The organism is Halobacteriovorax marinus SJ (genome assembly GCF_000210915.2).
Lineage (GTDB): Bacteria > Bdellovibrionota > Bacteriovoracia > Bacteriovoracales > Bacteriovoracaceae > Halobacteriovorax > Halobacteriovorax marinus.
On the sequence record NC_016620.1, the window covers coordinates 3,085,034 to 3,108,598 of the forward strand.

A 23,565-nucleotide genomic window follows, 5' to 3' on the forward strand; every position below is an offset into this window, starting at 1 on the left:
AAATGAAGAAAATTATTTTAATTCTTATCACAGCGATTTTGACGGCATCATGTATTGATAACAAAGAGCCCGAAGGATTAGGTATCTCGGTAAAAGACTTTGGAACAAGAAGTGGATTTAGTTTAAAAGAATGTCATAAGAAGAGCTGTGTAAATTCTAGAAAAGAACTTACTGATGAGAAGCAATTTATAGAGCCAATAAAAGTCGTGGCCACAAAAGAGATTGCATATGAAAAAATTATGAAAATCATTCTAAAAGAAAAAGACCTTAATGTAGTGAATAGTACAGAAAACTATATCCGTGCCAAGCAAACTCTCTATGGAAAGCTTATTACTGATGTAGAATTTTTCTTCACCAATAAGAAGACGATCTATATAAGAGCTGAAATGAGAGGCGTTCCTTACGATCTAGGAAATAGTAGAAGACTACTAGAAAATATAAGGTTTAAATTTCATCAAAACGATTATTAATCGGACACTTTTTCAAAGCAGTTTGCATCTAAGAACTGCTTTGAATATTTCTCATAACTCTTGTAATGATCACCATAAAGCTTTAACTCACCTTCGTTGAGCTGTCTTTTTACAATGGCCGGAGAGCCAATAATAAAACTTCCCGGTGGATACTTCTTTCCAGGTGCAACGATTGAACCTGCTGCAACTAATGAGTTCTCTCCAATAACTGCTCCATCTAAAATTGTAGAGCCCATGCCTATGAGACAGTTATCTTCAATCGTGCAAGCATGTAGTGTTACGCTATGACCTACACTCACACCATTTCCAATAATTAAAGGCAACTCCTCTGTTACATGAAGCATGCAGAGATCTTGAATATTAGTTGATTTACCAATATGAATCTCTTGAACATCTCCCCTAACAACAGTTCTAAACCAAATGCTAGACTTCTCTCCAATCCACACTTTACCGATGATATCGGCAGAGGGAGCTATAAAACATTCATTAGAAATTGTCGGTGTAATATTTTCGAATTTATAGATAGGCATAATTTTAGACCAAAAAAAAGCGGCCAACAAAGCCGCTTACAATTACTTCTTTTCACCCCAAGGGAGTTTTGAAATATAGGCCGCAAGATCTTTAAAGTCTTGTGCTTCTAATTTCTTTAAGTATGGATCCATCACTTTATTAATTCTAGCTCCACTCTTCATATCTGCTAATTGCTTTTCAAGATACCATTCCATTTGTCCACCAATATGAGGAGCCTTTTGAGATTTCTTCCCTTCACCTTTCTTACCGTGACAAACAACACAGCTCTTATATAACTCACTACCTTTTACAAGTTGAGGAGTATCAAGAACAACGAGTGGTCCTTCTTCAACTACTTCTTCTTCTTTTTTTACAGGATGTAAAAGTGCAAGACGTTTTTGCTCAAGTTCTTCTAAAGTTTTCAAGTGGTCAGCATATGCTTGTTCTTGTTTCTTTAAATCAAAAGGTTCGTTGTTCACCTTTTCAGACTTAAAAGTATCAAGATTCGCTACAACGAGAAGTGCAATTAAAACTACGGCGAAAGTCACCAACCTAGCCATGTGATCTCCAGACTTATTAAAATTTCAAAATAGGTTCTTTAAGTGATGAAAGTATATATTATCACACAACTATTGGCAATTATTACGCACCTAGGCCAAGCACTTTTTAAGCTCATTTTCTAATTCTGAAAATGAATCAACAACCGTTATTAAGCTCAAATGTTCATCCGAAAGGAAGCCCTCTTTGTTAATATGCTTAAAATGCTTTACCAAATGATCGAAGAATCCATTGAAGTTTAAGAGGAAACATGGCTTTTGATGGTACTTAAGCTGTGCCCACGTTAATATTTCACACAACTCATCTAGCGTTCCAAAACCACCGGGCATTGCAACAAAAGCGTCTGACCAGTCATACATTTTCTGCTTACGAGTATGCATCGAGTCAACTGTTTCAAAGTGAGTTAGTCCATTGTGCGCCACTTCCCAATCCACTAGAGACTTTGGCATCACGCCCCAAACTTCTCCCTCTGCACCTAAAACTTGATCGGCCATTGTTCCCATCACACCAATTGAAGCTCCCCCATAGACGAGTCCAAAGTTGTTCTGAGTTAAGACTTCTCCCATATTTTCTGCCATTGTCTTATAGGCATCACCCTTTCCTGCACTAGATCCACAAAATACGCACACTTTTTTCATTCTAATATCCTATAAATTTCTAAGTTCTTCTTTAGTAAGTTCATGATCTGATAAAGATCTATCAAAGTAAAAGAAGTATTCAGTATTACCAGTCTTTCCCTTTATGGGAGAAACCATTGCTTCTTTAATAAAATATTTCTTTTCACTACACCAGGCGTAGAGACTCTCTAAAGAATTTAATCTAGCTTCATCACTTCTAACGATTCCGCCTTTTCCAACATTTTCTTTACCGACTTCAAATTGAGGTTTCACTAGAGCAATAATGCTTCCATTATCTTTAACTAAAGAATGTATTGTATCGAGAGTTAGCTTCAATGAAATATAAGAGAGATCGACTACAGCAAGATCTACTTTTTCATCTAGCTCTAACTCATACCTGATATTTACACCCTCCATATTAATAACTCTGCTATCTTCCCGAAGTGACTTGGCCAACTGTCCGTGACCAACATCAATAGCGAAGACCTTCGATGCGCCTTTTTGAAGAATATAATCAGTGAAGCCACCAGTAGAAGCTCCCACATCTGCAACAATCATACCTTGGGGATCAACATTAAATTCTTCCAGCGCCCCTTCAATTTTGTGGGCCCCTCGACCAACGAAGATATTATCTTTGCGAACTTCGAGAGACTCTCCCTCAACAATAAGAGAAGTTTTTTTAACCAAAGTATTATTATAATAAACAACACCTTCTTTAACTAGAAGACTTGCTTGAGAGCGAGTAGAGGCCAACCCCGTGGCCACTAGAACTTTATCAACACGATCTTTCATTTAGAGTAGTCTTGGAACAATTTTAATAATAACTTCTTGTCCTGCTTTATCATCGAAGACAAGAACCTTTTCTGAATCTAGTGGAATAGTAAAATCATTTTCAGTAATACTCTTTAGAATATTACCTTGAGAATTATAAATCTTTCCAGTTAGTGCAATCAGTGGACTCGGTCCGTAATCATTTAGGTTTTGAACAAAGAAGGCCTTAAACTCAACACCTACACCATTTTTCATAGTGACAAAGAAGCTCTCTCCGTTTTCCAACTCTTTAATCTCATGAACTTCACTTACAAGAATGTGCCCCTCACTGGCGCTCAGTGCTTTCTTATGAATAATCCCAAGATTTAAAATAATAGTTGCCTGCGATGTAAAACTCAGGACCATCAAAGTGAGAGCTATAAAAATTTTTAGATAACTTTTATTTTGCATAGAGCTAGTCTATTATCAAAATGTTAAAAACTCAAAAATATAAAACATGAAATCTTTAAAACTTATAAAATTTTGGACAATTCTTGGTCTTATCTATGTTGCAGCAATATTCTATCTCTGCCTTAAAAAATCTGAACCCTCTATTCCACCATTTGAACACTTTGATAAGATTCTACACTTCAGTGCTTACTTCACTTTAACGAGCTATTTCACGCAGATAACAAAACTTAAAAACCTAAGAGCTCTCATTCTCATATTCTTTATAATGGGAGTTACTATTGAAGTACTTCAATACTTTTCGGGCTATAGGTCTTTTGAAATGCTGGATATCTTGGCCAATACTCTCGGAATCCTTGCCGGCGCATTTATCGTGGGAAGATACTGCTCCGGAATAATATTTAAACTAGAGAAAATTCTAAACTTCAAAGACGCCTGAAAATATTTTCTCTACTTTTCCACTTAAATAAACTTTTCCATCTTCAAATAAGACTTCAAGCTCTCCACCTGGCACATCAATCTTTATATGATCGATCTGTTTATAGAGTTCGCGGTAGGCCCAAGCACAAGCTGTTGCCCCAGTCCCGCAAGCAAGAGTTTCTCCCTCAACACCTCTTTCATAAGTTCTTACTTTAAGGTGACCTTCATCGATAATCTCGACAAAGTTTGCATTCGCTCCCTCACTGAAACGTTTGTCGTAACGAACCTTTGCTCCCCACTCCATTAAAGGAATATTATCCAATGAATCAAGGAAGTACACACAATGAGGTACGCCTGTATCCATAAAAAAGGAGTCTTTACTTGTAATTAAATCACTAACGTCTATAGTGTTTATTTCTGATAACTGAGTCATCTCAAGCTTAATTAGCCCTGACTTAAGAACACTACTGCTATAAACACCATCTCTTGTTTTAAATTTAAAATCTGTTTTATCGAATTGTATTTTCTTAGCAAATGAAGTTAAAACCCTAGCACCATTTCCGCACATTCCAACTTCTCCGCCATCTGCATTTAGATAGGCCATTTCAAAATCGTACTCATCACTATTGTTAAAGAAGAGAACTCCATCTGCACCAACTCCAAACCTTCTATCGCATATTCGCTGCCATAGAGCTTGATCTTGCTGATCAAACGAGCCCGTTCTATTGTCCAAAACAATAAAGTCATTTCCTGTTCCACAGTACTTATCAAATGAAATCTTAGCGCTCATAGTCATTCCTTTTGCCTATTTTCAGAATTTACATTATAGGCACTTCGACTTATATTATAAAGCCAAACAACCAATATGAGGAGCATTAGCTCAGTTGGTTAGAGCCCCCGGCTCATAACCGGGTGGTCACAAGTTCAAGTCTTGTATGCTCCACCATAATGAAAAAGCCCAGTCTTAGGATTGGGCTTTTTTGTTTCTTAAATAGAAGATTAGCTGATTGTCTTGAAATTGTTAGACTTATAAGTAGTTATACTAAGTTACTCGATTAAATTACATTCTACAAAATATGTATATTTTTTAAAATCAAACTCAATTCCTACTTTTTCTTTAAAAAACAAAGCATGTTCTGTACTTACTTCATAGCAATCATACATTGGATTACTGGACTCTAAATTAAACATCTTTTGTCAGGCTAACAAAAGTATTAGACTCAGGGTGATATAATAATTTATCCCCATTATGTAATCTAACTTCTGCCAACGCTCCACACAGTGGATTCATTCCAAACGAATGCGCTGTTTCTACATATCTACGGCCTTATTAATCTGAGGAAAGCCACTTCCATGAATTTTGTAGTGACTAAAAGCATCGTGAAACCTTTTCCATCTTAATTTTTTTAAAAGGTACTATTATAAAAGTTTAAATGGATAAGATTCATTAAAAACAGTAAATTGGAGATCTTCCCCTTTTTCGTAAAACAAAATTGACTCATCCAACGCTCTAATACAAATTTCATTCTCACTCGGTTCAACTTCTCCAGAAGCAAGACCTACTCTTTTATCTCTAAACTCTAAAAATACTTTAAATAAATTATCCTTTAAATATTCTTGTACAACGGTAATTACTTCACCAGAAAGCTGTCCCGTCAATTCAATTAACTCATTAGACTCAAAAGATTCTAATTCTAATTCTGTTTCACTTACATTTCCAATATATCCAAGAGTGAACATATCATCATTTTGAAAAGTAGCTAACTTATAGACTTCATTATTTTGAGCCCATAAATAAAGAGCGCTAAGTTGGCTAAAAGGAAGGTCTTTGTGTCCAAAGATTGGCACAGTTTCTTCTTCATCTTCCCAAGAAAGTGGCTCTTTAACTCCAATAGCTTTAATAATATTTTTTCCTTCTAATATTTTAATATTTTTAATCATATTCCCTCTATGGTTTCCAGTTTGGATTAGTTGGCACAACACTAGGTTTACTTGAACCTTTAATTATAAAAACATTCGTTTCCTGTGCCTGAACTCCAGCACCAAGATTTACATTCGTTCCCTTAACATTCGTAACCTTGACAACCTGATGACCATTTGATGTTACACCTAAAAAAGTTGCATTTCCTCCCTTATAGGCATCTAAAACCTCTTGAGCATCTTCAACACTTTCCATATAGCCACCACCTCTATATCTTGAATTTCCTCTTATATGTCTCAACTGCTTTTGACTAATATTATTAGATGTATTCGCAAATGTCTTTAATACTTTAGGAGACTTCACTCCAAGTTTTACAGCTGATGCCACTATCGTTTTTCCACGACCCCAAAGATCTGAGGATAATTCATTAATAGCATCAATTCCTGCATCAGAAAAAGCTTTGATACCTTCAAAGACTGCTTTACAGCTCTTGAACCCTTGGCCTTAGACAGGTTTTTTTCGTTTGGGGTACTAAAGGTTCTACGGCTCCACCTTCCCTATAGCTTTATGATGCTTTCCTTAGAGTTTTCAAGAAATCAGGATGATTCTTTAACCCCTGGGGAATCAAAAGCTTCTCAAGAGTAACAGGAAAGATTGCACAAAGCTTAATCGCAACGCTTACACCAATTTCTCTTTTACCATTCTCAATAGCGGAAATATTATTTTGAGAAGTTCCAATTAATTCAGCTAAAGCTGCTTGAGATAGCTCAAATGATTCACGATATCTTTTTAAGATATCTCCAGCTGTTTCTTTTTTGGCTCTTCTCTTAATTACATCTTTTGCATTCTTCATAATAACATCTCCTAGCTATAATCATGATCTGGTGTAATTTGCACAATAGCTATTTCAATTTTTCCTTCGTTATATCTATAAATAAGTCTGCCAGTTTTTGAAAATGAACAAGACTTATGTTTTAACCATTTTTTATCTCTAACAAGATCATGGTCTTTAACGTCATAAGAAACATAATCACTAAAAACTTCAGGGCCATACTCCTCCATCGCTTCAATGATATCTACAATAATATCGTTTTCAGCATCAGAAATATAACCTTCGTCTAACAACTTTAAATATTCTGTTTCACACTTCTTTGTGATTAACACCTTCCACGTCATCACTTAACTATATATCAAAAATGATATTATATCAGCATTGATATATCACATCTGTAATTATAACCATAACCTAGAGTGCTTCCTCACAGCATCTCTTTGATTTCACAACTAACTGAAAAGTCATTAATTGACATCACCAACACAACCAAATTTCACTGAGGAAGATAACCAAATTGAAGAGTTTCATAAATTAAATTAATGACTTACGAGTAAGGACTGAAGCCGTCAGGGTTCAGGGTTCGCGTTAGCAACCGAATGGACCACCATAATGAAAAAGCCTATTCTTCGAAGTAGGCTTTTTTGTTTCAAAGAAGAAAAACTTTGGCACAACAGTGAACAGTCTAATTACCAACTCCATGAATCCTGATACCTCATAAGATTACTCTCACAAGGAGAATTTATGAGTAATTTTAGAATAGATAAACCATTTGAGACAAGACCTCCAAGACTAAAAGACCTTGTAAACCAACATGTCATGGGAGATGTTTGGATTAGGGACACTCCCTTTGGTCCAGTTACAGACTCACTTAAAGTAGCCGAACATTTTGATATGAAACATCACAATGTGCTAAGAGCAATAGATAAATGTAACAAGGAGCTTGGTACAGAACTCAAATATGAGTTGTGTAAAAATCTTATTGAAAATAATCACTTATCAGGCCCCAAAGGAAGAGAAAGAGAATATAGAAAGGTTGATATAACGGAGTTTGGGCTGACCTTGCTTCTACTCTATATCAATACACCTAAAGCAAGAAAAATCTCTGCTGAAATTTTATACAGATTTTTTATATTAAAAACATATCTAGAGGGTCTTAATGAAAATCAAATTGGAGCTTTAAAGGGTTACTATAGAAAACAAATGAAAGATTAAGAGTTAAGGACATCAAGTTCATAAAGTGCCACCATAATGAAAAAGCCTCTTGAAATATAGAGACATCTTTATTTTGGTCTCTTCTTATCCGGCAAGCCATCATGTGAACCTAGCTTATGCTTTGGATGATCTTTCCAAAACCAACCATCTTCATCACATTCTTTATTTCTTTCGGGGTGTAGAGGGTAAAAAATCCTATCGTCTGGAGCTTCTATTTGACCAATAACCATTAACTTCACTTCATCTTCAGAGTTATTAATTACACTATGAGCATGCCCTGTCCCTGCTGGTAAAGAAACACAATCCCCACTTTTCAGATCAAAGACTTTACCATCAATCCATACTTGTGGTGTTCCTTCTAATACAAAAATAAACTCTTCTTGTTCTTTGTGAGCATGGGGCCAAGAAGAACGATCTCCAGGCTGAAGAATATGATAATTAACTGCAATTTTCTTTAATCCCAACATTTCGCCAAGGTGTGCCCCTGTGACAAATGTTTCATTATCACCTGGGTAGCTAAAAGATTCAGTCGATCTTAAGTCTTCACAGTTTTGTATGAAGTCTGGCCTTTCCATAATCAAAATCCCTTATAAATGAAATGCTTTAACTATTCAGATTCACCGTAATACTGAATTTTTACAGGCTTCATGTGCTTTCTTGAAACAAGCAGGGCTTCTGCCAATTGAAAGTCTTCTTCTCTATCAATATCAATAGTGGCCAAACTATTTACTTCATATAAATGAAACTCTTTATCTCCACCGTGATAGGCGCATCCAAACTTCTCCATATTCTCAATGAAGCTCTTATACGTCCAGCCCATCATCACTGAAGCATAAGTAAAGACAGGCTCCATATTCTGAGAGAGTGGATTTTTTTCTAATCGATTAAAGTTTAATGGCTTTCCTTGATAGAAGTTTGAAATTTGATTTCTCTCTACTGAAATCAAAATATCTTTTTCATCTTTAATCATTTCGCTAACAAAGTCCTCAATCTCTTCAGGTGTAACAAGAGGTGAAGTTGCCAGTACTTGAATTAGAATATCTCCGTCAGTATTTTTCATAAAGTCATAAGCGAATTCATCATTCGTGGCCGTATTAGAAGCGAGGTGCGCCTCTCTTTTATAGAACTTTGCTCCATACTCATGTGCTATTTCTTCAAATATTTCATGTTCAGAGTTTAAGTACACTTCATCAAAAATAGTTGTTTTAGAAAGGGCTTCAAGAACGTAAGAGACCAGGGGTCTTCCATCTATTAAACGTAGATTCTTCTTCTTCACTCTCGTACTACCGTATCTTACCGGTACCATTGCAATAATCTTTCTCTTTCTAGTCATTAGGCCTTTCCTTTTAAAATATTAAAACACTGACAAAGCAAAATGTCATATACATATCAATCTTAATTAAAGTATATAAACTGTAAGTATGAAGTTTAAAATAGAAGATCTACAAAGCATTTTTCACAAAACCTTTAGAGAGGAGTATCAAACTAGACTTGAGTTTGGTCACCATGAACCTTTTTATCAAGCTGCTCCAGAAAAGGGACTAGAGAATATTATTTTCTCTAGAGAAGATTTCTTTGCATCAGGTCTTCACGAAATTGCACACTGGTGTCTTGCTGGAGATAAGAGAAGAAAGCTCGATGACTATGGTTATTGGTACTCTCCCGATGATAGAGATAAAGAGAAACAAGCTCTCTTTGAAAAGGTTGAAGTAAAGCCTCAGGCCATTGAGAAAGCCTTTTGTATAGCATGCACTTATCCCTTTAAACCAAGTACGGACAATCATTCACTCAAAGATCATGATCCAAGCCAATTCATTTTTAATATCAATAAACAATTTAAAGCTTATTCTCGGACGAAGTTCCCAAGAAGAGCCGAGCTATTTATAGAGGCGCTTAAGCAGTTCTATCAAAAGTGATTAATTAGGTTTATCTACTTGAATCTCTTTTTTTAACACTTTCCAAACATTGCTGGCCATTAACTTGTAACCTTCAGGACTAGGGTGCTCATGTTCTCTAAAGAGATCATTATTCCCTTTTTCAATTAACTCATTAAATACCGTATTGTTATCGACAAGTGGTAACCCATATTCTTTTGCAACTTGCTCTAGGGCGATATTTGCATCTGTAAAGTTCTCGGGGTAGTTTTGCAATATTAACTTTATACCATTGGCCTTACTTATCTCAGCCAACTCTCTTATATTTTGAATTCTCAATCTATTTATTCTTTGAATTGACTTCTCTCTTTCAGTAAAGAGAGTTGCATACTTTTGATAGAGTTCGGTTTGTAATACATTAGGGCTTTGATGAGCAATCTTCAATAATCTCTTAGCAATATCATGTGCCGTATATTTAGACTGAAAGTCATATGCCATAGTCATTCTATGAAGAGGGTAACGTCCAAATCCTTCAAACAATTCAGGATGCTTCTCTAAGAATTTTAATGTCTCTTCGATTACTCTCGACTGCTTACTTGCAATGAAAAGTCTATCGACGACTGCATTAAGTATCGTTTCTAGCTTTACAGGAGGAACCTCTAACCCCTTGTCTGTCACAAACTTCTCTGCCGCCTCAACGTCTCCTGTAAGATAAAAATCTAAAACTTGTGCTACTTCAGGATCCCAATCTCTAAGCTCATCTTCAGTAATATCTAAAGTTGAATTATGAAGGAAACTCTCCTTTAGAGCTAAATTAATTCCTCTGTATATTTTATAAATTCTTAGCCCTCTAATAAAGCTTGGAGCATGCTCCTCTATATCCTCTACGATCTCTCCAACTTTTTCTTGCTGTAGGGCTGAGATAGGGCTAAATAAATCGGCAGCTCCCCCTAAGTAGATGATAATATCAGGAACTCGATTCCATTTCTTTAAAATATCTTTTAACTGCTTTAACGATTGATAAGTTGTTGATTCACAAATACCGTGATTTAAAATATTAAAACGTACCTTATTATCTGAAATTCTATTTTCTTCTTTATGAAATAATCTAAAAGGATAGGTTTCATTTACTGAAACATTACTTCCATTTGTAAGAGAGTCACCAAGAGCAAGTACCCACTTATCTGCTTTCAACTCTTTTCTTAAATTTACTTTTGAATCACGATCGACTGTTTTCCCATCTTCAAAACTAGCCTCTCTACCAGTTTGAATAACTAGTCCAAGACCTCTAAGACCCAGCTCAACTACTGAAATGGTCAAAATCAAGCTAATTGAAAATAGCGAACACTTGACCAAAATGCTTTTAAGAAATGATGAGATAAACTTCTCCCTAAAAATTATTTTAAATAAATTTTAAAGAGGAAGTTATTTTTTTTCAAGAATAATGCTAAATATTCAAGGTTTATTTAACAGTCCTTATAGAATCTTTAATTAACTCTGCAATTTTAAAGGTTTCTTCTATTGTCCAATGGATATCTACTTCCACCCTAAGAGTTTTTGTAACTTTATCCATTGATGACAAGAAATTAAAAACTGCATAATTATATTGCTTGTCTGTCTTTAAGTATGGGTTTCTACGCTTATCAAAGAAAGCTTCTTTAGTAAGCATTTTCCCCCACTTCCAAACCACATGACCAGGTCTCATTGATGGTGGGATCGCTGCAACTCTTCTATTGCGCAGGGCTTTTCCTATGGACGCGCACATATTTGCGTCCTTACAAGAAAGGTAAATAGTTATTCCACAATCTCCTTCTACATCATGCCCATTTTGAATTTTTATTCCATCTACTTCTTTTAAAGCGTCGTATAATATTTTTTTTCTTTCTCTGTACTTAAGAAGAATCATCTCCGACTTCTTAAGCTGTATATTTAAAATTGCACCAGTAATTTCACTCACACGCATCGAGTAACCCAAAACAGGGTTAAAGTCGGTGAAGAAGTTCTCATGATGTGGACTAATACTGAAAGCACCATCAGAAATACAACAGATTTTCTCATACATTTCTCGGTCATTAGTTAAAACAATACCTCCATCTCCCGAGGTTATTATCTTATCTTTATTAAATGAGAAGCAGCCAAAGTCACCAAAAGTTCCCAAGTACTTACCTTTATATTTTCCTCCGAAGGACTGACAGGCATCCTCTATTAACTTAAGATTATGATCCTTTGAAAACTTAACAAAGGCGTCCATATCGCAAGCAATCCCATCCATGTGAACAGGGATTAACCCTTTAGTTCTATCTGAAATAATTTCCTTGGCGTGATTTAAGTCCAATTGAAGATTGTCATCAACCTCGCATACGACAGGAATTGCACCGGCCATTAATACTGCACTAGCAGTAGCAATAAAAGTATAGGATGGAATTAAGACCTCATCCCCTTCTCCTATATCTGATGCGATGAGCGCACAGACAAGAGCATTCGTACCACTTGTCACAAGATGAGCGTATTTTACACCAAACTTACTTGCTAATGCTTTTTCAAACTTTCGACAAAGACCGTCCTGCTTTTGATATCTAAATAACTCTCCAGATTTTAAAACTTCTGCAACGGCATCAACTTCTTCTTGATCAATAAAGTGCTTTTCCATTTTCTCTTTCCCTTCAGAGAAGTCTACGCGACTACAATTCTTGCAAATGCTATGTAGCTCCCTCTTTCCCGCTAATAAATCTTCTCTGAACTGACATGCTTCATTACTATTCCAAATATCAATTATATTTTTGTTCTTTATATTTCCAAGTGATTTTTTTCGATAAGCATCTTCAAAGCATGATAGAACTTCACCGCTATAGGTCACTGTCATCATTAAGCTCGGCACACTACAGGGTAAATTTGAAGAATCAATAGAGGTTTCCAAATCTAAAGAACCACCTCTATTTGTTAAAGTTAAATCTCCAAAGCCACGCAATGAAATCTTTGACTTTACTTGCTCCTCTAGGTCTTTATAAAAGTTTTCAAGAGGTAACTTCTTTACTTGCTCATGTTTTGTTACAACAATCTCACCGAGTCCTAAGTCTAAAATTTCTTGCAGTTTATCCTTTGAAGTTATCCGCGTCCCATTTGTATATAAGCTTAAAAAAGAATCTGGCAAAACCCTTCTCGCTTCACTTACAAACCAATTAAAGTTTTTTGCCATCATAGGTTCATTATAAAAATCAAATGCTAACTTACCTTTGAATCCATTCTCTTTTAACTGGCTCAGCAATAAGGAATATACACTTTCTTCCATTTCAAAGTTAGAGGCATAGTTTTCTAGTGAATTTGGACAATATGAACATGAAAGGTTACATCCCGAATTTATCTCTATTTCAATAACTAAGGGGTGCTTACTATTCATTACGACCTAAATCACCTATCATCATTTATCAACATGGCCTTTAGGCCAACTCTTTTTTTTGCAAACTCAAAAGCTTTGTTAATATTTCCAAACTTAAAGGTATCAACCATTTTCTCTGAATACCTTTCAATAATAGGTGCCCAGAAAGTAACAGATTTACGAAAGTCTTCAACTTTATGACTACCTAACCAGGTCGCCGTCAAGCTTCTTCCGTGCATTGAATTATTATCTATCTTTGCATCGTAATATTTACCAACGACAACAATTAGCCCTTCTTTCTTTGTGAACATATGTATCTTAGGCAGGACACCTACCCCTCCATCACCGTTGCCTGTACAGTCTATAGCTGTATCAAACTTTGCAAAATTCTTTCCCGAGATAAGAAAGGGTGCAAAGTTTTGTATATCTATTCCCAAACCTTTCGCTCGCTTAATTCTCTCCCTCTTAACCTCGACAATAGTAGCATTATATCCCCTATGCTTGAGGGCAAGGTAAGAAAATATTCCAATTGGTCCAGCGCCAAAGATTACGATCTTATCACTTTTTTTAAGACCAGCCTCTTTCGCCTTATAAAAAGATAAATCACCTATAAAAGCAACTTCAAGTAAAGTAAGTGCCTTAATAGAAAGGTCTTGAGGGAGTTTAACGATATCGCTAAAATGAATTTTCACTCTATTGGATAATACACTTACCTCTCCTGAGCCTAAAAGCTTTCTCTCTGTACAATTGCTCCAATTTCTTGAAATGCAACTCTCACACTTTTGGCAGCAGTAATTTGCTGATGATGTGACATATTCGCCTACACTTAAATCTTCTACAGAACTTCCTATTTCTATTACCTCTCCAACCCATTCGTGACCAACAGGGGGATTGCTCCCTCCATATCTAATCGCAAATAAATCCGAGCCACAGAAACCAACAGAGATAGGTTTTACTAAAACCTCATCACCATTTACTTTAAGAGGCTTATCTCTATTTTCAATCTGAAATGTATTACTTTTAAATCTGTAGATCCATCTCTTCATCTTACAACCCCTTAATTCAACTCAGCAAAGTGCATGGTTTACAGTCTAGCAGTTTCCATAAATAATTTGAAATTTTTATGGGCATTGTTCAATTAGATTTTTCACAAGATTTGAATTAGACTAACCTAATGAGAAATACAGAATTTGAACTTTTAAACTACTTCTTTAATGAAAACGTTATTGTTACTGAGCTTAAGCTCTCGAGTGAGAATGACGGGAAGATCTTATGGGTCAAAATAAACTCGGCAACAAGAGAGGTTGAAGAGCTGACTTTCTTATCTTCAAAGAGTGAAAGAGTTAATGACAACGATATTTTTGTTAGAACTTTTGAAAGCGCTGAGTTGAGATCAGATAAGTTTTTTGCAAAATTTCAGCATAATCAAGAAGGCCAAATTCTCATGGTTTCTGAACTCGAGCAAGTGCCACAAATCGTTTTAGATAAAATTGAGGAATATCTATCTTCAAACCACTAACTCATGGAAATAACTAGAATCCTTTACTTGTTTCTAGTCCCAAGGTAGAATTTTAAAACTTATGACTTTGGATATAAAACACCTATTAAGGCCACTCTTTAACCTCTATTCTATGATGTTTGGGTTTGCCGCAAAATGGTTGCATCCAATTTTTCCATTTACCCCACTTCGTCTATCTGTCTACATTACAAAGAAGTGTAATTTAACTTGTCCGCACTGCTATACAAAAGATGCACTAAATACTCCAGAGCCCAATTCGCTTAGCTTTGATGAATGGAAGAAGATCGTTGATACAATTCCTAGAAATACAGTTATAGATTTTTGTGGAGGAGAAATATTCTTTTCTAAGCACATGCTCCCCTTACTTGAATATATGTCTAGAAAAAAGAGGCTAATTTCCATCATTACGAATGGAACAACGATGACAGAGTCTCATATTGACCGTTTTATAGATCAAAAAATCACCTACTATATGACATCAATAGACGGCATGGAAGTTTTCCACGATAAGCTTCGTGGAAAAGAAGGAACATTCAAGCGCGCCACAGATATGCTTCGCTACATGCAAAATAGAAAAAAGCAAAGAGGTGCAACATACCCTATAACTTGTATAAAGACAGTTATTACTCCAGATAATTATAAAGATATTCCAGCTCTCTTAGATTTTGCAGAGAATGATCTTGGTGTTGAGAATATACAGTTCTGCCTAGTTTATAATAATAAGAATAGAATGGTTTTTGATACCTTTAGTGACTATAACTTGATTTCAGGATTTGAAGGAAATACTTTTGAGTATCCAGAAGAGTCTAAAGCAGGCGTCAAAGAAACACTTAAATATATTATTGAATATAAGAAGAAATCTAAGATGTTCATCGGTCTAGATCCACGACTTCCAAAAGACGAAATGATTCTCGACTATTTAGATAATCAAAATAATTTTGGAGTAAAAAACTGCAATAGACACTGGAGTGAATACTTTCTCCACTACGATGGACAACTTACTTCATGTATCACCTATAATCTTGGAAATATCAGAGACGTCAATTACGACGTTAGAAAGGTTTTAGGACAGAAGAAAGTGAAGAGTTTTTTGAAATATATGGATTCTCAAATGCCTTTCATAGAAGAATGTAGAAGTTGTTGTAAGGGCGATCACCATCCCAAATAAGGAAGTCAATGTACTTAAGAACTTTAGCTGAGAGCTTTAAAGTATTTTCATTTTCTAGAATTTTGCTTCACCCAAAGTACATGCTCAACCGTTTTCTTTTAAACTTAAGCTTCGCCTTAAATTTAAAAAAGTCACTTGGCAAACCAGCTTATGTTGTAATTGAACTTACCAATCACTGTAATTTAAAATGTGTAATGTGCCCTCAACCAAGACAGACGCGTGAAGCAGGGTATATGAGCTTCGAGTTATTTAAATCCATTATTGATCAAGTAAAGAACTACGCCGAAGTCATCGATCTTGATCTATTTGGTGAAATTCTTCTACATCCTAGGTTTGATGAATTTATAAAATACGGAAAGACCCAAGGTCTTAAAATGATGGTCAGTACCAACATTACAAGACTAAATGAGAAATACTCAAAAAGGCTTATAGACTCTGGACTAGATTTTATAACACTCTCACTCGATGGAGCTAAGAAAGAGACCTTTGAGTCCGTTAGGGTTGGCGGTAATTATGAAAAGTGTGTAGAAAATGTTGAGACATTTCTTCGCTTGAATAAGAGAAAAATTTTTTCAACTATTCAAATCATTAACATGAAGCAAACTCAAAGAGAGTTGATAGACTTTGTAGAAAAATTTAAAAATCACGATGCAGACATTGTTCGAATTATTCCCTACACTTCTCACGATCCAAAAAAGAAAGATTTAAATTGTGACTATAACTACACTCCATCAGAGAATCATTGTGCTTTTCTCTGGAGAACAATGGTCATAACCTGGAATGGCAAGGTTGTTCCGTGCTGCCAAGACTGGGATAATAATATTGTCCTTGGTGATATGACAAAGAATAATCTTAATGAAATTTGGAATGGAGAAGAGTTCACAAAGATGAGAAGAGATCATATCGACAATAATAGAATTGATTATGAAATCTGCCAGGGCTGCGATGCCTTCAATCCATCCAAACTAACAATGCTAGGTAGCTCCGTGCTTGACGACTACAATGCAAATAAGATTCTGCCTGTTATACAAAAGAACTATATTCTCTCTAATCTTAAAAAGAAGAATTAATCCTTATTGTGCCAAACAACTGAATATAAATCATGTCTTCTATCCTTAAGATTTCGAACAGCACCTGACTGTCTTGCCTCTCTTAGAATATCTAACCTCAAGTCTGCAATAGCAACCATCTCCACATTTGGAGTCGTATCCGCTGCAACACCGTCCTTAGCAAAAGGAAAATCGCAAGGAGTTAGAATACAACTTTGAGCATATTGAATATCGACATTATTTACTCGAGGAAGGTTTCCTACATTTCCGGCCATAGCAACATACATTTGATTTTCAATCGCTCTCGCCTGACAGCAATACTTAACCCTACAGTAGGCCTGACGGTTATCCGTTAAAAAAGGTACAAAGAGAATATTAACCCCTTGATTGGCCAGGTGCCTTGAAAGCTCAGGAAATTCCGAGTCGTAACAAATTAAAACACCAATTGGGCCGCAATCAGTGTCAATGACTTTAACACTCTCACCACCTTCTATATTCCACCAATATTTTTCATCGGGAGTTGGATGTATTTTCGCTTGTTCATGTATTTGGCCATCTCTAAGACAAATATAGCTAATATTTTTAACTTTATCCCCAACCTTAGTTGGATGAGACCCTGCAATTATATTTACATTATACTTAACGGCCAATCTTCTAAAGAGATCTTTTACTTGCTCTGTATAGCTTGTCATATGCTCGATAGCTACATCAGCGGCAATCTCCTCATTCTTAATCGAAAGAAGTTGCATCGTGAAGAGTTCAGGAAAGAGAACAAAATCTGCTCTATAATCAGCAGTAACATCTACGTAGTATTCAACTAAGCTCTCAAATTCTTCGAAGCTTTTAATCCCTCTTTGTTGATACTGTACACATACAACTCTAACCACATTTTGCTCGACAGTGGCACTCTTCTTTTTTGAAACTTCTTGGAACTCAGGGTTCTTCCACATTAAGTGAATTCCATAGCCAAGTGACGCATCATCAGAAGGAAGATAATCTTTTAGAGAACCAATGACTTCGAATCCATTGCGAAGTTGAAACCCTAGAGATGAATCTCTGATTTCTTTATTCTTAACCATCTCAATATAAGTTTCTATATTCTTAACTTGTTTTAACTTCTTCTTAAAATTGGGCGCTCTTCCAGCAAAGACGATTCCTTTTAATCGGTAGAATTTTACTAGTCTTTTTCTAGCATTATAAAACCTCTGCCCTATTCTATGTCCTCTAATATCGGGATCGACACAGACTTCATAGCCATATAAGTAATCTCCATCTTCATCGTGAGTAGAACCATAACCACCCCCCGTAATACTCTTCCAAGTATGGGCAGCAAGAACAACTTTCTCCGGTAGGATAATACTCGCTGAATAACCTACAATCTCATCGTTAAGCGTTGCGACTAAGTGTCCCTCAGGAAAGTTCGTAATTTGGCCTCTAATTATATCTCTTGAATAATCTTCAAGGTCTTTATAGGCTTTTTTGATCAGATGCATTATCCCTTTAATATCAGATATTTTGGCTGACCTAACATCTAGTTTCATCTCATTTTTCATGTTTCTCTCACAAATTCGATTTTTCTACTTAACTATGACAAATTTTAGCACGAAATATTTTATAAAATCGATATGAATAAATTAGTATTAGCTTTTTCTATTGTTTTTTCTCTGAGTCTATCTGCAAAGGTTAATTGGAAGCCTATCCACTCAGAAAGTAATATTAATATTTATACAAGAGATGCGGGGGATGGCATTCTTCCTTTCAGGGCCACCGGAGTAATCAAGGCTCCTCTTAAAGTTGTTCTTGAAACATTGATGGACCTTAGTAATAAGAATAAATGGTCCCCAAAACTAAAGAATGTGAATGTTCATAAAACGCTTAATGAAAATCACATGATTATTTCTGAGTACTATAAAACTCCTTGGCCTGCTACAGACAGAGAGTTTCTTCTAGAAGGTATCAAAGAAAAAATCTCTGATACTAAGTATATTATTAAGGCAAAATCCCTTCATAATGAAAAATACGCCTCTGACGAACATGTTCAGGCCGACGTTAAATACTTAGATGTTACACTAGAGAAGATCTCGGATAATGAAACTTCCATTGATTTTAGATTCCACGGTGACCTCAAAGGGTGGATGCCAGTGTGGCTTACAAACTTAATTCAAAAGAAGTGGCCACTGCGCTTTATTCAATCACTCGATAGCTACATCGTAACTAAGAATAAGGCTATATAAGATCCCAGCTCTTCTTCCAATCAGGGCTACTATAAAATTTTTTATAGTAGTCAAAACTCAGCAAATTCTCTTCGCTATAAGGAGCAACGACTCCTCTTTCTTTTAATTTATAAATATCTAAAGGTGCTGTATCTAGAGATGGCTCAAAAGCAACAAAAACTCCCTTTTTAAGCATCTTAATAATATGGCCACTATTGCCACTTATGATGATTGTGCATTCATCTAAGTTATCTACAATCTCATACTGCCCACTCCATTTTGTGACACCAATGACATTTGGATGTAACTTCACACAAGGAATAATTCCTAGAGCATTCATACGTGCTATAAGCTGATTAATTCCTTTCTTTGATGGAATAATAGAGATAATGATACCAACTCTGGCCTTACTAGGGACCTTGAATTCAACTTCGCAGGAGTTTCCAATATAGCGATTCTCACCACTGCAATATCTCCCCATCTCAAGATAATTATATTTAGTAGTATAGTAGTTTACATCGAAGTAAATAAGGTGTTCAGAGTTTGGAACAATTCCATGGGGCGTGTGAATAATCTGCGCTCTCCCCTTAAACCCGAGTAAAATCGAAAGTGCGAGAGGTGAAGCATCGCTACTTACGATAATCCTCTTTGCCCTAACAGCTTCACTGGAATTAAGAAAAGATTTACAGATAACCTCTCCACTTCTAAGAGCTGAGAGAAGTCCATATCTTCTTGCTATGGTATCTAAGACCTGCCAATACCTCTTTATATCCCTAAGACTTATTTTTTTTATTGAACTAAGGATTTCTTTAAAACTAAACTCAGGTTGATACTCTATTCTCTTTCCCTGTATTGGAATCATTGAAATATGATTTCTTTCTGGAAATCGCTCCCAAACTGCAACTTCATCACAGTCAAGGTCTGAGAGCTTAATCACTTCCCCCATAAACTTGATAGAAAAAACAAAGAGCAATATTCTTTGAAAGAAAATAGGTAACACTTCATAAAATTTTAAAATTTTAGATAGGGCCGAGAACTCTACATATTGGTGGTAAATTGCCTGCCTCATTGGTGCAGAGTCTTTTTTATGCAATGACTTTATCAATAAGAGTAAGCGGTACTTCTCTTTAAACTCAATTCTTTCTAATCTTTGTACTTTATTCATCTATAGGCCCTAAAAGTCTATGAAATCAAAATCTCTTTCTTTAATTTTCTTCTTCAACCCAATTGGGTCTACAACAATTTCATTTATCGCTTTATCACTATACTCATTCAAAGCTTTCTCTGTAATTTCAATATACTTCTGATCTCCACGCAACTTTGAGTATCTATTATGCATTAAAATATTTCCGACATTATCGTTTAGCCCGTACATTAGAGATCCATTCGTTATGACTTTATCATCATAGAAGTTCTTACTTTGGAGGTTTTCAACGTTCTTTGAATTAGAACTTATATTGAATATTGAAATAACTAAATATGAAGAAGTAAAAAAGGCAATGAAGTATAATAAAATACGGCTCTTCAGTAAGTCAGCTTTTGCAAGTTTATACAAAGCATATGAACAAAGAAGCATGAGTGGATAGAATAGAATTAAATCTCCAATATCATCACCCTTTAACCCATTTAGAACATTTGATAAAAAGTACCTATACTTAGGTAATTGATCTGATATTGCACTAAAATCCTTTTCATAGAAAATTCCCCATTCAAACTTTCCACTAATATCTCTCATGTACACAAAAGACATAAAAAGAGATTGAAGAACACATAGTGCAGAGATAATGTAAATCAGAGTCTTCTTGATCCCATTTGTATAAAAAGCCGGAAACAACAATAAAAGTACAAAGACATCCGTTAATAAATGTCTTGCTCCATACTCAGCATTACCTGCATAGGTAAAGGATTCAACAAGCACTTTTAATACTGGAGCCAACATAAAGAGAGTAAGTAAACCCTTCTCTTCAATACTCTTATTTTTTCGAATAGCTAAATATAGTCCAAGAAATGCAAGTATATAAATAGGATTAACAACTAAATACCCAGCTGGAGCTAGTACTGTTTCATAAAGTAGGTAATAATTTGCAACGATTTGGGAGTATGTATACATGAGCACACCTGTCTCCAAGTACTCATTAACCATATAAGGTATAAGAATTGTAAAGACACCCAAAGCAAGAGAGGGAAGAAATTTTATAATACTCTCTTTTAAGTTACTTCTAAACTTAATAAGAAAGTAAATAGGTAAGAAGACATAAAAGAGCAAGCTAACTTTCAAAATAATTCCGAAAGTTAGAGATAACCCAAAGAGAAAGAACTCGAGCCTTCTAGGTGCGCCGGTACATCTGTATAGCTGAATAAAATAAATAAAAGGAAAGATTCCGGAGACTAAGTCTGTTGAACTTGGATGAACAAAAGAATACCAATAAATCGAGGTACCAAAAAGAATGCTGATAAGTTCAATAGGGTTTGCTTTTCTATTAAATAAAATGGGGACAAATTTATAAATTAAAATAATTAGAGCCAGAGCATAGAATAGATTAGATAAAACCATTGCAACTCTATAGTTATCACTAATAAAGTATCCATCGGAATTTGAATAATTAGAAACCCCCTTTGTATACAAGTAAATAGGTATCCAAAGAGCTGCAACACCGTGATCATGTAAGTTAGGATAATTATATGTTTTAGATACAATAACTCCTCTATCAGGGGACATTTGGTTGATAATATTCAAATCTCCATCTTCGACAATAGAAGTTAGTAAACTGCGATAAACTCCATCCTCTAAATCGCGAACCTCTGGATCAAAGCGAAGAGTAAAGATAGATAGTGCTAAAAAGAGAATAGAAATTAAAAATGTTACAAAAAAAGATTTTAATTTCATCGATTACCTATAGATTTTTTTATATTTTATACTGCTCAACTTGTTATCCTCAGCAGTACTTAACCCAGGTAGCTTAACTTTCCTTTCAAAGTAAATTAGAACATATACAGAACTCTTTGATGTCTTAAATTCTTTAATGACTTTATATTCTATATTCTCTCTATCAAGAATTCCCTTGGTTCTTTCAATCGAATGATTTACTACTATATTATCTCCACCCTCATTTCTGTATGTCTCTCTCTCCAATGAATACAGAATATATGCAGAATTAAAGCTATTCACGATCCGACTTAAGCTAACAAAGTCATCTAAATTTTGCATGTAGATAGGTCTGATTGAGCCACTAGAATGAAGCTCCAAAACGCCCCACTCACTCTCATCTCTACTAAGAATAGGATTATAAATTTTATTCTCAATGAGATAATTTGAAATTTTTTTATTTAACCTAATGCTTAATGATCCGTTTTCGACACTATCAACATAATAAATTGATACGAAGAAAACAAGAAAGTATAGTTTTGATAATATAATTATTGAGATAAGTCCCCTATTAAAAATCTTACTTTGCTTTAGTAAATAAACGATAGACAGAGAAACAGTTAAAACCATTAATGTCGCTACTTCAGAAAATCGTGCTGTATATGTAACGTCAAGATGCCCTACAAAGAAGGCCGCAAGTGCCCATAAGAAACATGAAAGGAATGATAATCTAACGTCATCATCTTTAAACGCACAATAAATATAAATTAGAAAAAGAGTTACAAATGGACCCGTTAATATAATAGTTAAATATGAAATATCATTAGTATATGTAGGCATTAGATCGAAAATGCCAAGTTGCTCGTTAAGAAAGATACTTGGACGACTAAATAGGCTTACAAATTCCTGAAACCATAACACGATATGCATCAACGGTTTGCGATATCCTTCCCCTCCCCTTGTTATTAGCTCCGAAATACTATCCCCCATAGAGAAAATTATGCAAAGGTAAACAAGTAATACAGCTGCAACAACACAACAGAATCTATAATACTTAAGGAATTTATCCTTATTAAATAAGAATAAAGGAATAACTGAGATGATAAAATTGAGTTTAAAGTATGTACTTACTATAAAGACAACGCCTGAAAGTATACGACTTGTTTTTGTATCTCTTTGTATTAAATAAAACAAAATCCAAAACGAAAGGGCAATTAGCTGCTCAGTGATATAATAACTATAGCTCAAGATAAAAATAGGTGAGATACTAGCTATTAAGACACTTATACTTGCAAGTCTATTATCAAAGCGCTTCCTGATAGCTAAGAACATAAATAATAGCGTAGAAATCCCCACAAATAGATTGAAGATATTCATTGCGCTTTCAAGAGGATTTTTTTTAAGCAATAGCTTAAAAAACGCGTAGGGAGCGCCGCCCATCCTTCGGCTTTTAAATACCGGGTACCTATCTCCATTTATATCAATAGATAGAATAGGTTGGATTGGCTTAAGAAAAGACTTATCGTTAGTTAATCTCTCATCATAGAAGCAACTCGTACAGGTGGAGAGGTCATAATTCCCTTCAACGAGGGTTCCTCTTTCAGAGATATAGAGAGGAACCGATTGATTAAGGAGTGCAAGATGTATGTCATCTCCTAATAGAGGATTCGTTCCTAAAGTTAAAAAATAGACTGACACATAAAGTAGGCAACTTCCTAACAAGTACTTTATTTTAAATA

Annotated in this window: 28 protein-coding genes and 1 tRNA gene; 9 read left to right on the plus strand and 20 right to left on the minus strand. The window is 35.1% G+C overall.

Annotation, left to right across the window (positions count from 1 at the left end):
- Positions 1-2 precede the first annotated feature (2 nt).
- Entirely contained in the window at positions 3-470 is a 468-nt protein-coding gene (locus BMS_RS14705) for a DUF1499 domain-containing protein (RefSeq protein WP_014245613.1), read from the plus strand.
- Here BMS_RS14705 and BMS_RS14710 read toward each other — a convergent pair.
- The 5 genes from BMS_RS14710 to BMS_RS14730 all read right to left on the minus strand — a co-directional run bounded on the left by BMS_RS14710 (position 467) and on the right by BMS_RS14730 (position 3,376).
- Entirely contained in the window at positions 467-1,000 is a 534-nt protein-coding gene (locus BMS_RS14710) for a gamma carbonic anhydrase family protein (RefSeq protein WP_044557677.1), read from the minus strand. The two genes, BMS_RS14705 and BMS_RS14710, sit on opposite strands and share 4 nt — an antisense overlap.
- Positions 1,001-1,042: 42 nt before the next feature.
- The gene (locus tag BMS_RS14715; protein WP_044557678.1) at positions 1,043-1,540 is read right to left on the minus strand and encodes a c-type cytochrome; all 498 of its coding nucleotides are present in this window, start codon (positions 1,538-1,540) and stop codon (positions 1,043-1,045) included.
- Positions 1,541-1,630: 90 nt separating this feature from the next.
- Positions 1,631-2,176: an LOG family protein gene (locus BMS_RS14720; protein WP_014245615.1), complete on the minus strand. Its 546-nt coding sequence runs from the start codon at positions 2,174-2,176 to the stop codon at positions 1,631-1,633.
- A gap of 9 nt (positions 2,177-2,185) precedes the next feature.
- Complete coding sequence (locus BMS_RS14725; protein ID WP_014245616.1) at positions 2,186-2,947, minus strand: TlyA family RNA methyltransferase; 762 nt, start codon at positions 2,945-2,947, stop codon at positions 2,186-2,188.
- On the minus strand, positions 2,948-3,376 hold the full coding sequence (locus BMS_RS14730; RefSeq protein WP_014245617.1) for a hypothetical protein: 429 nt from the start codon (positions 3,374-3,376) through the stop codon (positions 2,948-2,950).
- A gap of 46 nt (positions 3,377-3,422) precedes the next feature.
- Here BMS_RS14730 and BMS_RS14735 point away from each other — a divergent pair, with 46 nt between their 5' ends.
- Positions 3,423-3,812, plus strand: a complete 390-nt coding sequence (locus BMS_RS14735; RefSeq protein ID WP_014245618.1) for a VanZ family protein — start codon at positions 3,423-3,425, stop codon at positions 3,810-3,812.
- Here BMS_RS14735 and dapF read toward each other — a convergent pair.
- The gene (dapF, locus tag BMS_RS14740; protein ID WP_044557679.1) at positions 3,792-4,583 is read right to left on the minus strand and encodes a diaminopimelate epimerase; all 792 of its coding nucleotides are present in this window, start codon (positions 4,581-4,583) and stop codon (positions 3,792-3,794) included. The two genes, BMS_RS14735 and dapF, sit on opposite strands and share 21 nt — an antisense overlap.
- A 79-nt stretch (positions 4,584-4,662) precedes the next feature.
- Between dapF and BMS_RS14745 the strand changes: the two genes are divergently transcribed.
- A tRNA-Ile gene (locus BMS_RS14745) sits at positions 4,663-4,739 on the plus strand.
- Between the two features lie 101 nt (positions 4,740-4,840).
- Here the strand turns inward: BMS_RS14745 and BMS_RS18005 are convergent.
- From BMS_RS18005 to BMS_RS14765, 5 genes are all read right to left on the minus strand, one after another.
- Positions 4,841-4,984 carry a DUF7683 domain-containing protein gene (locus BMS_RS18005; RefSeq protein ID WP_014245620.1) on the minus strand — a complete coding sequence of 48 codons (144 nt, stop codon included), beginning with the start codon at positions 4,982-4,984 and terminating at the stop codon, positions 4,841-4,843.
- Between the two features lie 228 nt (positions 4,985-5,212).
- Positions 5,213-5,734, minus strand: a complete 522-nt coding sequence (locus BMS_RS14750) for a hypothetical protein (protein WP_044557680.1) — start codon at positions 5,732-5,734, stop codon at positions 5,213-5,215.
- Between the two features lie 7 nt (positions 5,735-5,741).
- Positions 5,742-6,101 (minus strand): polymorphic toxin type 50 domain-containing protein, encoded by a 360-nt coding sequence (locus BMS_RS14755; protein ID WP_014245623.1) that lies wholly within the window; start codon positions 6,099-6,101, stop codon positions 5,742-5,744.
- 178 nt (positions 6,102-6,279) lie between these two features.
- Complete coding sequence (locus BMS_RS14760) at positions 6,280-6,567, minus strand: helix-turn-helix transcriptional regulator (RefSeq protein WP_014245624.1); 288 nt, start codon at positions 6,565-6,567, stop codon at positions 6,280-6,282.
- A gap of 11 nt (positions 6,568-6,578) precedes the next feature.
- The gene (locus BMS_RS14765; protein ID WP_014245625.1) at positions 6,579-6,893 is read right to left on the minus strand and encodes a hypothetical protein; all 315 of its coding nucleotides are present in this window, start codon (positions 6,891-6,893) and stop codon (positions 6,579-6,581) included.
- Between the two features lie 397 nt (positions 6,894-7,290).
- Here BMS_RS14765 and BMS_RS14770 point away from each other — a divergent pair, with 397 nt between their 5' ends.
- A complete protein-coding gene (locus tag BMS_RS14770) occupies positions 7,291-7,761 on the plus strand; it encodes a Rha family transcriptional regulator (RefSeq protein ID WP_014245626.1) in 471 nt (156 codons plus the stop codon).
- Positions 7,762-7,829: 68 nt separating this feature from the next.
- Here the strand turns inward: BMS_RS14770 and BMS_RS14775 are convergent, their stop codons facing one another.
- On the minus strand, positions 7,830-8,336 hold the full coding sequence (locus BMS_RS14775) for a cupin domain-containing protein (RefSeq protein WP_044557682.1): 507 nt from the start codon (positions 8,334-8,336) through the stop codon (positions 7,830-7,832).
- A 32-nt stretch (positions 8,337-8,368) separates the two neighbouring features.
- A complete protein-coding gene (locus tag BMS_RS14780) occupies positions 8,369-9,094 on the minus strand; it encodes an acylneuraminate cytidylyltransferase family protein (RefSeq protein WP_014245628.1) in 726 nt (241 codons plus the stop codon).
- 88 nt (positions 9,095-9,182) lie between these two features.
- Here BMS_RS14780 and BMS_RS14785 point away from each other — a divergent pair, with 88 nt between their 5' ends.
- Positions 9,183-9,677, plus strand: coding sequence for an elongation factor P hydroxylase (locus tag BMS_RS14785; RefSeq protein WP_014245629.1), 495 nt, complete (start codon positions 9,183-9,185; stop codon positions 9,675-9,677).
- On the opposite strand, the gene BMS_RS14790 is transcribed toward BMS_RS14785, so the two are convergent.
- The 3 genes from BMS_RS14790 to BMS_RS14800 form a co-directional block, all read right to left on the minus strand.
- The gene (locus BMS_RS14790; RefSeq protein WP_157868299.1) at positions 9,678-10,955 is read right to left on the minus strand and encodes an SGNH/GDSL hydrolase family protein; all 1,278 of its coding nucleotides are present in this window, start codon (positions 10,953-10,955) and stop codon (positions 9,678-9,680) included.
- A 142-nt stretch (positions 10,956-11,097) separates the two neighbouring features.
- Complete coding sequence (locus tag BMS_RS17200; protein ID WP_014245631.1) at positions 11,098-13,032, minus strand: aminotransferase class I/II-fold pyridoxal phosphate-dependent enzyme; 1,935 nt, start codon at positions 13,030-13,032, stop codon at positions 11,098-11,100.
- An 11-nt stretch (positions 13,033-13,043) separates the two neighbouring features.
- Complete coding sequence (locus BMS_RS14800) at positions 13,044-14,057, minus strand: zinc-dependent alcohol dehydrogenase (RefSeq protein WP_014245632.1); 1,014 nt, start codon at positions 14,055-14,057, stop codon at positions 13,044-13,046.
- A gap of 128 nt (positions 14,058-14,185) precedes the next feature.
- Between BMS_RS14800 and BMS_RS14805 the strand changes: the two genes are divergently transcribed.
- The 3 genes from BMS_RS14805 (at position 14,186) to BMS_RS14815 (ending at position 16,768) form a co-directional block, all read left to right on the plus strand.
- The gene (locus BMS_RS14805; RefSeq protein ID WP_014245633.1) at positions 14,186-14,530 is read left to right on the plus strand and encodes a hypothetical protein; all 345 of its coding nucleotides are present in this window, start codon (positions 14,186-14,188) and stop codon (positions 14,528-14,530) included.
- A 112-nt stretch (positions 14,531-14,642) separates the two neighbouring features.
- Positions 14,643-15,698 carry a radical SAM protein gene (locus tag BMS_RS14810; protein WP_157765824.1) on the plus strand — a complete coding sequence of 352 codons (1,056 nt, stop codon included), beginning with the start codon at positions 14,643-14,645 and terminating at the stop codon, positions 15,696-15,698.
- A gap of 8 nt (positions 15,699-15,706) precedes the next feature.
- Positions 15,707-16,768, plus strand: a complete 1,062-nt coding sequence (locus BMS_RS14815) for a radical SAM/SPASM domain-containing protein (protein ID WP_014245635.1) — start codon at positions 15,707-15,709, stop codon at positions 16,766-16,768.
- Here BMS_RS14815 and BMS_RS14820 read toward each other — a convergent pair.
- Positions 16,765-18,300: a carbon-nitrogen hydrolase family protein gene (locus BMS_RS14820; protein ID WP_014245636.1), complete on the minus strand. Its 1,536-nt coding sequence runs from the start codon at positions 18,298-18,300 to the stop codon at positions 16,765-16,767. The two genes, BMS_RS14815 and BMS_RS14820, sit on opposite strands and share 4 nt — an antisense overlap.
- A 72-nt stretch (positions 18,301-18,372) precedes the next feature.
- Here BMS_RS14820 and BMS_RS14825 point away from each other — a divergent pair, with 72 nt between their 5' ends.
- Positions 18,373-18,981, plus strand: a complete 609-nt coding sequence (locus tag BMS_RS14825; protein WP_014245637.1) for an START domain-containing protein — start codon at positions 18,373-18,375, stop codon at positions 18,979-18,981.
- Here the strand turns inward: BMS_RS14825 and BMS_RS14830 are convergent.
- The 3 genes from BMS_RS14830 to BMS_RS14840 are packed head-to-tail and all read right to left on the minus strand — an operon-like array spanning position 18,974 to position 23,524.
- A complete protein-coding gene (locus BMS_RS14830) occupies positions 18,974-20,125 on the minus strand; it encodes a hypothetical protein (protein WP_014245638.1) in 1,152 nt (383 codons plus the stop codon). The two genes, BMS_RS14825 and BMS_RS14830, sit on opposite strands and share 8 nt — an antisense overlap.
- 9 nt (positions 20,126-20,134) lie before the next feature.
- Positions 20,135-21,847: a hypothetical protein gene (locus tag BMS_RS14835; RefSeq protein WP_014245639.1), complete on the minus strand. Its 1,713-nt coding sequence runs from the start codon at positions 21,845-21,847 to the stop codon at positions 20,135-20,137.
- A gap of 3 nt (positions 21,848-21,850) precedes the next feature.
- Positions 21,851-23,524, minus strand: a complete 1,674-nt coding sequence (locus BMS_RS14840) for a hypothetical protein (RefSeq protein ID WP_044557684.1) — start codon at positions 23,522-23,524, stop codon at positions 21,851-21,853.
- Positions 23,525-23,565 lie beyond the last annotated feature (41 nt).